The sequence below is a fragment of the Okeania sp. SIO2C2 genome (assembly GCF_010692625.1).
Taxonomy (GTDB): Bacteria; Cyanobacteriota; Cyanobacteriia; order Cyanobacteriales; family Microcoleaceae; genus Okeania; species Okeania hirsuta.
Window position 1 is genome coordinate 25,763 of the sequence record NZ_JAAHGM010000068.1, and the last position, 10,230, is coordinate 35,992.

The 10,230-nt window shown below is 36.7% G+C and carries 6 protein-coding genes; 4 read left to right on the plus strand and 2 right to left on the minus strand.

Translation table 11 applies throughout. The features are described 5' to 3' along the window. Positions 1–256: 256 nt before the first annotated feature. The gene (locus F6K18_RS30705) at positions 257–2,419 is read right to left on the minus strand and encodes a hypothetical protein (protein WP_287526583.1); all 2,163 of its coding nucleotides are present in this window, start codon (positions 2,417–2,419) and stop codon (positions 257–259) included. Positions 2,420–3,203: 784 nt separating this feature from the next. Further along, positions 3,204–3,833 carry a hypothetical protein gene (locus F6K18_RS30710; RefSeq protein WP_287526584.1) on the minus strand — a complete coding sequence of 210 codons (630 nt, stop codon included), beginning with the start codon at positions 3,831–3,833 and terminating at the stop codon, positions 3,204–3,206. 321 nt (positions 3,834–4,154) lie between these two features. On the opposite strand from F6K18_RS30710, the gene F6K18_RS30715 reads away from it, so the two are divergent. The 4 genes from F6K18_RS30715 (at position 4,155) to F6K18_RS30730 (ending at position 9,933) form a co-directional block, all read left to right on the plus strand. After that, positions 4,155–5,249, plus strand: coding sequence for a glucose-1-phosphate thymidylyltransferase (locus tag F6K18_RS30715; protein WP_287526586.1), 1,095 nt, complete (start codon positions 4,155–4,157; stop codon positions 5,247–5,249). Between the two features lie 881 nt (positions 5,250–6,130). Next, entirely contained in the window at positions 6,131–8,716 is a 2,586-nt protein-coding gene (locus F6K18_RS30720) for a putative Ig domain-containing protein (protein ID WP_287526587.1), read from the plus strand. Positions 8,717–8,830: 114 nt separating this feature from the next. Further along, positions 8,831–8,959 carry a hypothetical protein gene (locus F6K18_RS30725; RefSeq protein ID WP_287526588.1) on the plus strand — a complete coding sequence of 43 codons (129 nt, stop codon included), beginning with the start codon at positions 8,831–8,833 and terminating at the stop codon, positions 8,957–8,959. Between the two features lie 119 nt (positions 8,960–9,078). Next, entirely contained in the window at positions 9,079–9,933 is an 855-nt protein-coding gene (locus tag F6K18_RS30730; RefSeq protein ID WP_287526590.1) for a glycosyltransferase family 2 protein, read from the plus strand. The last annotated feature ends 297 nt before the right edge of the window (positions 9,934–10,230 follow it).

A 10,230-nucleotide genomic window follows, 5' to 3' on the forward strand; every position in this document is an offset into this window, starting at 1 on the left:
TACACATGACTTTTTATTCAACTAAAAATAGTATAGTTTTTCAGCGATAGAACTCCGTTCCACTTTGCTACGCACATGAAACGCGATTGATCGCTCAGGTTATAGGAAGGAAAATCAATGTAAAAGATACCAAATGGGTTCTACAGAAAGACAGAAACTTTTACACTAAAAAAGTATAAATTTTGGAAGATAAAAAGTTAAATTAGAACCAACCCCAGGCAAATAATTATCAGTAGTTATCTCCAGAAAATTTGCTCTACTCATCAACAATAAGATTATTGATTACCCATCCACATTTATCTGTTAATTCATCCCTATCAATAGTCATATTTTCCAGAAGTAAATAAACCGAATTGTTACCAGGGAGTGAAAAATTCAAGTCAGACAAATCTCCAGGAAAATAATTATTGGCAGTTGTATCAAGCAAATTTCCTTGCTCATCTAAAGAAGAAAACGCAAGAGACAAACCATCACATTCTTGATTCAGAAAATTCAGTTTACCAGTAATTTTTACTGATTCGGATATTTGCCCTAAATAGAGAAAATATTTAGAGGTTTGTTTAGTAGTATCCGCAGGGTCTGTCATTAATTTATAAGCATTTTCAGAAGTTTGAATAACTGCCGAATAATTATAAGTAATATAAGGAGATTGATTTAAACTCATCCAGTCTAACTGTCTACCTGGACGTTGAGGAATTTGTTTTTGTACTCCTGATAAAGTTTGTACAGCAGTTGCCACAGAAGTAGGGCGAAATCTTTGATAAAAACTGACAGTAATTCCACCATCTAAGATAAATTCTTCTGGCAATTTTTGGAAATCTTGAGCAATGGGAAAATTTTGAGTAAAGGCATCATAGACAAATTTAACTAAGTCTTGTTGCCCTGGTTTTAAAACTTGTTCATCAGTTAATAATACTTTCTGAAATGGGTGAGCAATAACTATATATTGTGCTTCTAATAATTCTGGCAATGGGTAAGTGTCGCGGGTGTCAATATGTGGTTTACTTATTGCTCTTAAATTCGGCCAAGTTTCAGGATTAATTATCCGGTTAGCATTTCTAATAATATTGGCATTAAATAGATTTGAGGAAGCAGCTACATATACTAATTCTTGATTTTTTGCTAATTTACTTAGATAATCGCTCAAACGTAAAACTTCATCATAGTCGGAACGAATTAATGGAGAAAAATTAGTGGCAAATAATGGTCGTAGGGAATTATTAAATTTGCCAATTGTAGTTATGCCAAAGATAAAATTTCCAAGTAACAATATTCCGGTAATACTTAAAATGATTAATCTAGTTTTGTCTCGAAAAATATTAATAGTCGTCCAGGTAAATGAAGCTAATCCTAAAACTATTATGGGCGTGAAATGTAGAGAGTAATGAATATTGCCATAGCGCAGTAAAATCAACCATTCAGCTAAAGAAAAGATTCCGAATAATAAGAGAAAAATAGTAGTAGATGGAATTAAAGATTTTGTCAGAATACCCACAGAAAATCCGATAGCTACTAACAGTAAAGTTATTAATCCATAAAAACAGGCATAACGCCAAAATATATCAGGTATTGATAAACTCCAAGCAGCATAGAGAGTTCGATAATTTTCTGTCAAAGAACTTTGGATAAAACCCCAAGCAAAAATTGATATAGTCAGGAAGCTACTGAGAGAAATCAGACTAATTTTTATGGCACTTTCTAAAAGTCTTTTCCAGGAATTATTGACAGAGTTGAAAGTAGTCAAAAAGTTAATCATAGTTTGGCAACTAACAGCAGCAAGAAAAGCTATGGCGCTATAAGCAAAATGTCTTCTTAAAACAATAGATATTCCCAAACATAATCCAATGACAGGAATTTGCCACCAAGTAGTTAATCTAATATTTTGTAAGTAAATTAAAATCGCCAGTAAAATAAATAAAGTCGCTCCAATATCGGGATATCCTCTTAAACTCGGACTCCAAGTCATAGGTATTAGTAAAGCGATCGCTACTGTTGACCAAAATACCCACCGAGAAGGAACTGGAATTAATTTTGTCGCGATAGAACCGACCAGCAAACTAAATGGTAATAAATAGACCAGATTAATACTCAAAATATAAACAATTCTTTGATTACCAAACAGATAAAGAAATGGAATTAACGGCAGCACAACCAAATAATTTTTCTGTTGAGATAAAGAACCTAAAATATCATCAATAGCTCTTTGAGGTGATGCTCGAAATAAATTTGTTAAATTATTTGCTGCGTTCTGATATCCCACAAAGTCCCACCAATAAATTGTATGTTCATTGGATAAATATATTGATGTTATGAGAGTAATTATCAAAACTACAATTAAGAAAATAATGCTATTAATCAGAAAACTAGACTGTGAATTAAGTTTAGTATTTAATGATTTGAAAAAAGAGTAATTTTTCATATTTATCCCGAAATTAGATATAGCGCTAGGGAATAGGGAATAGGGTTTTAGGATTGAAAAATGTCCTAAGCAATTCTTGTAGTGCTATAGCTGTGGTCTTGCCATATAATTCTCATATAATTATATTGAGCTAATCTCAAGCTTTTCTGAATTTTACCGTCTTATTCTATCCTTGAAAATATTATTTACAGAAAAAATTTCTTATCCTGTGTGTCACTTTGCCAAAATAGCCAGAATTAATTGATGGATAATTTTCCCTGATGAGCGGTAATTTTTTTCCCTTTTCAGTAGTGGAGCTGTTTGGCAAAATGCCAGATAATTTTCCCGGATGAGCAATAAATTTTTTCCCCTTTCAGTAGTAAAGCTGTTCGGCAAAATGCCAGATAATTTTCTCACAGAAAAAATCTCTTATCCTGTTGATCACTTTGTCAAAATAGTCAGAATTAATTGATGTATAATTTTCACTGATGAGGGAGAAATTTGTCTCCTCTTCAGTAGTGGAGCTGTTCGGCAAAATGCCAGATAATTTTCCCGCAGAAAAAATTTCTTATCCTATTTATATAGTCACAATTAATTGATAGATAATTTTCCCACAGAAAAAATCTCTGACCCTGTTTGTCATGTTCTGAAAATCAATAAATTTTTTCCCCTCTTCAGTAGTAGAGATTTTGGGCAAAATTTCACAGAATTTTCTCGCAGAAAAATCTCTTATCTTGTTTGTCACTGGACCAAAATAGCGAGAATTAATTAATGGCAAATTTTCCTTGATGAGCGAGAAATTAGTCTACTCTTCAGTAGTAGAGATTTTGGGCAAAATTTCACAGAATTTTCTCGCAGAAAAATCTCTTATCTTGTTTGTCACTGGACCAAAATAGCGAGAATTAATTAATGGCAAATTTTCCCTAATCACCGAGAAATTTTTTCCCCTCTTCAGTAGTAGAGATTTTGGGCAAAATTTCACAGAATTTCCCCAGAAAAAATCTCTGACACTGTGTGTCATGTTCTGAAAATAGCGAGAATTAATTAATGGCAAATTTTCCCTAATCACCGAGAAATTAGTCTCCTCTTCAGTAGTGGAGATTTTGGGCAAAATTTCACATAATTTTCTCGCAGAAAAATCTCTTATCTTGTTTGTCACTGGACCAAAATAGCGAGAATTAATTAATGGCAAATTTTCCCTAATCACCGAGAAATTAGTCTCCTCTTCAGTAGTGGAGATTTTTGGCAAAATTTCACATAATTTTCTCGCAGAAAAATCTCTTATCTTGTTTGTCACTTGACCAAAATAGCGAGAATTAATTAATGGCAAATTTTCCCTAATCACCGAGAAATTTTTTCCCCTCTTCAGTAGTGAAACTTTTTGGCAAAATTTCACAGAATTTCCCCAGAAAAAATCTCTGACACTGTGTGTCATGTTCTAAAAATAGCGAGAATTAATTAATGGCAAATTTTCCCTAATCACCGAGAAATTTTTTCCCCTCTTCAGTAGTGAAACTTTTTGGCAAAATTTCAGATAATTTTCCTACAGAAAAAATTTCTTATCCTATTTATCACTTTCTCAAAATAGTCACAATTAATTGACTAATGGTTTTTTCTTCTTGCTTCTTCCTTTCTCCCTCTTGCTTCTTCCTTCTTCCCTCTTGCTTCTTCCTTCTTCCTTCTTATGCTAAAGTGAGAAAAAATTCAGCCCTAAGAACAAAAACTACAACGAAAATCCGCAATTGGAAGTATTGACATGAAAGCATTAATTCTCTCTGGTGGAAAAGGTACAAGGTTACGTCCTCTTACTTATACAGGAGCAAAGCAATTAGTACCAGTTGCGAATAAACCTATTTTGTGGTATGGCATTGAGGGTATTATCGCAGCAGGTATTACCGACATTGGCATTGTTATTAGTCCAGAAACGGGAAAAGAAGTACAAGAATTAACCGGAAACGGCGAAAAATTTGGAGCTAATATTACCTATATTCTGCAAGAACAACCTGCTGGTTTAGCCCATGCTGTGAAAATTGCCCAACCATTTTTGGCAGATTCTCCTTTCATCATGTATCTAGGAGATAATATTATTGAGAGTCAGCTAGAACAATTTTTAGAGACTTTCAAAAAAGAACAATTAGATGCTTTAATTCTGCTGCGAAAAGTACCTAATCCCACAGCATTTGGTGTAGCAAAAGTAGATGAAAAGGGAAAAGTTTTAGGGTTAGTAGAAAAACCGAAAGTTCCTCCATCTGATTTGGCACTGGTGGGAATATATTTATTCTCAAATAAAATCCATAATGCCATTGCTAATATCAAACCTTCAGCTAGAGGAGAATTAGAAATTACTGATGCTATTCAATATTTAATAGACCAACAAACATCCGGTGCAGATCAGGAAATTTCTGTTGAAGCACGTACCTTAGAAGGTTGGTGGTTAGATACAGGTAAAAAAGATGATTTACTCAGTGCTAATCAAATTATTTTAGATACTCGTTTAACTAATTCAGTAAATGGGGAAATAAATTCTCAAAGTCAAATTATTGGGCGAGTAAAAATTGGTGAAAATACAAAACTAATTAATTGTAGTATTCGAGGTCCGGTGATTATAGGAGATAATTGTCACCTAGAAAATTGTTTTATCGGTCCTTATAGTAGTATTGCCGATAATGTAACTTTAATTGATGTTGACATTGAGCATAGTGTGATATTACAAGGAGCAAAAATTATTGAAATTCACCAACGTATTGTTGATAGTTTACTCGGTCGTCGTGCCCAACTAATTAATGCTCCACAACGTCCTAAAGCATTACGATTTATGATTGGTGATGATAGTCAAATAGAACTAACATAATCATACTTTAGTTAGGAGTGGCTTTGTTGTATAGAACCCCTAAACGGATCTATTTAAAAATAGAGAAGGAGATGGGGAGATGGGGAGATGGATTTGATATAAAATATTACTTCTAACTTCTGACTTTTAACTTTTAACTTTTGACTTTTGACTTTTGACTTTCGTGAATGGGGAGATGGGGAGATGAGAGTATTTTTCTACCTGCAAGGGAAGCTACCAGGTTTGCTATTGGGCGACGCGGGGTCTCATCCGCTTTTTCCCCATTCTCGTTCCTGAATTTCCACTGGCTCGCTCAGAGTGAGGACGGAAGCCAAAAGCACATAACGCGTCCAAAGATACGGTTAGGGGTTCTATAGAACCCCTGAGTGGCATCTCTAAAAATTTAGGCGATCGCTTACTTTTTAACTCAATTCTCTACCAAAATCAATATATTTATTGAAAACTTTACTATTAAATTTGGTGAACAATTCAGGTCTATCGAGAATACAGGATTTATGTTATTTGAACTCAAATTGGAGTCAAAAATACCGTCATATCATATTTAATTAATTCAACCATTTCGTCGTCTTTCTGCCTTCCCCTGTGAGCGTCTCAAAGCCTGTAGCTAAAAAGCCCATACTCCAGCTCACACAAGCTTTTCTGCATGAGAACATAATTCTTAATAAACTGTATAACCTAAATTTTTAAATCCTGAATTCACCCCAATTTTTTATTGACTTTTTTCCTAAAACATTCTTAACTATAAATGTAATCAAATCATCGTAACAGTCAAAAAACTTAAGAGTAACGATTGAGCTAGTTAAAGAAAAAAAATGTCCTTAGCCTCAATCAAACTTATTTGCTTGACTACTCCTGATTGATGAAAACAGTGGAGTTTAAAAGTGATCAAGAAACTTTGTAAGTCGCTGATAGCAGTCTTCATGGCGATCGCCTTAACGATCGTCGGGCCAGGCATAGCTCAGGCCACACCCAATACCGTCACATATATAGAAGGTAGTCCGCCGATTCAAATTAACAGCGGCCTCAACTTTTCAGGTGGTTTAAAATATGCAGACGGTGAACTGCGGTTTAGTCTCAGCAATGGCACCCCCAACGACCAGTTAAACCTGACTAGCACCAGCAACCCCACTGCCAAAGGAGAAATCTCAGTAGATAATTCTGGCAGCATTTTTCTGGGTAATGGATCTGGTACTAATCGTATTGGTTCAGTCCTGGAAACTGAAGATGGAACTAATGGCAAAGACTTAACCATTCGCTTTTCCAGTCCCCTGACAAATGCCGGGTTTGAAACAGGGGATCTGACTGGCTGGACAGCCTTTCAACAAAATTATAGTACTGTCCAAAACCTCAATGGTCAAAGCATCGCCTACGATTTCACCAAAAGTGGTGGTAGCACGGGCACAGGCAATATTATTGTTTCTACCCCCTCTCGGGCTAGCTACACCGTTAGTATTAACAACAAAACTGTACGCAGCGGCAACTACACCTTGCGCCTGGTCAGTAATGGCAACATCACTGACCCCCGTGGTAGCAATCGTCCCTCAGGCAATGGTTCTCTCCACGGCCCTTATGTTCGTAGTGATTCCTTTGAAGCCTTTAAAGACGACAGTATCACCCTTGATTTTTCCGCCCAACAGGGAAGTGATGCCTACGAAGTTTTTGGCTTTTTAATTGAGGCAGGTAGCGACAAAATTCTTGGTACCGGGGACGACAACCGCACTCAACTGTTCGCTAAACGTGGAGACACAGTTCCTTTCAATTCTGTCAGTGCTATCATCCCCGCAGATGGTCAGTATCAGTTTGAATTTGTTTGTGGTACTTATGATAAAACTGGTGGACTCGCCCTCGGTGCAAGCTTGTTTGTAGATAACGTGCGTTTAGTTTCTGCTACTTCCGTTACAGATGCTGTAATACAAGCCATTAGCGATCGCGTCACTTATAACAATATTTCTAACAATCCCAATGCTGATACCCGTCACCTGAACATCACTCGTAAAACTGCTAATAATATAAAAGATTCTACTCCAGTAGATATTCTATTCACGGCAGTGAATGATGCTCCGACAATCATCACTAATGATGGTGCAACGGTAAATGAAGGAGAATCTGTAACAATCGGAGTTGCTAACCTCAAAGCAACCGATCCAGATGACGATGATGCTGACTTAGTCTACACTCTGAATGCTAAACCTAGCCATGGCAGTATTCAGGTTTCTGGAGTAAATGCCACTCAGTTTACCCAAGCTGATTTGAATGCAGGTCTTGTCACCTACGTTCACGACGGCTCAGAAACCATTGCCGATAGCTTTAGTTTTACGTTAGCAGATGGTGGTGAAGATGGAGTTACTCCAATTGCGGGAACGTTTAACTTGAATGTCATCCCTCAAAATGACATCCCAGTAGTGGTTAATCCCATTGAGGATCAAATGATTTACTCCCGCCGTCCTTGGAATTTCCCTATTCCTAGCAATACTTTCGAGGATGCAGATGGGGATGCCCTCGGGTTAACTGCAAGTTTGGCTAATGGCGAACCCTTACCTACTTGGTTGAGCTTTGACTCTGCTACAGGAATATTTAGTGGTACTCCTAGCAATGCTGAGGTGGGAACCCTTAAACTGGTGGTTACTGCAGACGATAGCTACGGTGGCAAAGTCAACACTGGTTTTGTTCTAAATATTGAGCGTGGTAACTATCCTCCTGTGGTAGTTAATCCTGTTAGCGATCAAAGCGCAGTGGTGACTCAACCTTTGAACTTTACTGTCCCCGCGACAACCTTTAGCGATGAGGATAACGATCCACTTAGCCTTAGTGCCAGTTTAGCGAACGGCGCTTCTTTACCTACTTGGTTAAGCTTTGACCAGGTAACAGGAACGTTCAGCGGTACTCCTCCTAAAACCGATATCGGTACTCTTTGTTTGGTAGTAACTGCAGATGATGGACAGGGAGGAAAGGTGAGCGATCGCTTTAGCCTTAATGTTGAGTCCTTGCTCTCTCTGAAGGAAACCTACACCAATCCTGACAACGGACACATTTACTTCTTAACCAAACTTGCCACTTGGACTGATGCTCAAGCTGAAGCACAAGAGGTAGACGGCAACCTCGTTACCATCAATGATGAAGCCGAACATGACTGGCTATGGGGCATATTTGGCACTGCCGAGCCATTCTGGATTGGCCTCAATGATGTGAATGACGAAGGCACCTTTAGCTGGATTAGTGGTCAAGACTTTGACTATGAATACTGGCATCCCATTAAGCCTGACAGTGGCTATTATGGTGGTGAGGACGAAGATTATGTCGTTATGAATTGGCGTGACTTCAGTAACCCTGCGGATGGTTGGGCTGATGTGGAAAACGATGGTCCTTACTACGGCGACCCTGTTCAGGGTATTGTTGAGGTTGAACCCGAAAGCCTTGATTATTCCCTCAACGGTGATTCTGATTCTGCTGCTTGTGATGAAGTCTAAGTTACTGATTCACTAATATCATCAGGACTTACGCAGAACTACCATATCTAGTAGGGGTTAACGGCTGTTAATCCCTACAAATAGTGTATAATATCATGTCCGGTAGCATCGGTATTGTATAGCGAAGGTAAGGAAGAAGGAAGAAGGAAGAAGGAAGAGGGAAGAGGGAAGAGGGAAGAGAAAAGAGGGAAGAAGACTATTGAGCAAGAAAAACCTAAATTTCCTGTAGATATTCACTCTTAGGTTTACACAAACAATACCAACGGACATGATATAATTTCATGTTTTGCGTAAGTCTTGATTACGTCAAAAATCAAAAGTGAACTTATAGATTAGGAGAAACTCATATAAATACTAACTCCATATACTTCCTAACAGTTAATTACTATTCCACTCAATTAATTCAAAAGTTAGTCAATTCAATTAAATTAACTCCCCAACTATTTCAGCAAATTATTATCATCAATAATTCTATCGATGATAGTTCTATTTATCAACTTCAAAACAAAACCACAATTATTATCAACTCAGAAACTAACTTAGGATATGGTAAAGCCTGTAATTTAGGATTTAATTGGATTTATAATCAAAATCCCCAAGCAATAATTTGGTTAATTAATCCCGACGCTTATTTATTACCAAACTGCCTGGAAAAAGCACATCATTTTTTAGCCAAAAATCCAGAATTTTCCATATTAGGAACAACCGTCTACGAACCCACAGGAAAAGTTTGGTTTGGTGGCGGAAAATTCATTCCTGAAACTGGCAAAATAATTGCTAATGAATTTCTCTCCAACACAGAAACATTAATTACAGATTGGGTAACAGGATGCAGTATGTTAATTAACCTCAAAAAATTTGAAAAATGCCCTCAGTTTGATGAAGATTATTTTTTATATTATGAAGATTTTGATTTCTGTAGACGCTATGCAAAACAAGGTCATAAAATAGTCATTACTCAAACAATATCTGTAATTCATCAACCATCTTCCATTACCAATAAAAATCCCGAATTAAAACTTGAGCATAGCATATATAGTTATCTACTAAGTTTAGAAAAACATACAAGTAGATTAGTTTTAATATATAGATTAATTAGAATTACTATGGCAGCTTTATTTTACCTACCCATAAATTATAAAATAGCTCGTGTTAAAATCAAAGCGATTAGAAAATTTATCAGAGATAATTATCGGTTGGGTAGAACGAAGTTTTAGCGGAGCTTATCCGTAGGATAAACTCAAAAAAAGCCTTTCAAGTCAAAAGTAAAAAGTTGGAAGGAAAAGTTGTAGTGGACCGACACAGCTAAAATGGTGCATTAGAATCCCCAGCCAAAGTGACTATTGGACTGATAAGCGATCGCTAAAAATAGACAGTCAAAAACAGCCGATTTCTCAATATTCGGGAGTTTCAAACACAGGATAAAGATGTTGGAGTTTGACTCTAGCATCGTCGGTAGAGAAATGCCAAATCACCTTACTAGCAATTTGATTGCGCTGTTGATTCCATGCTGA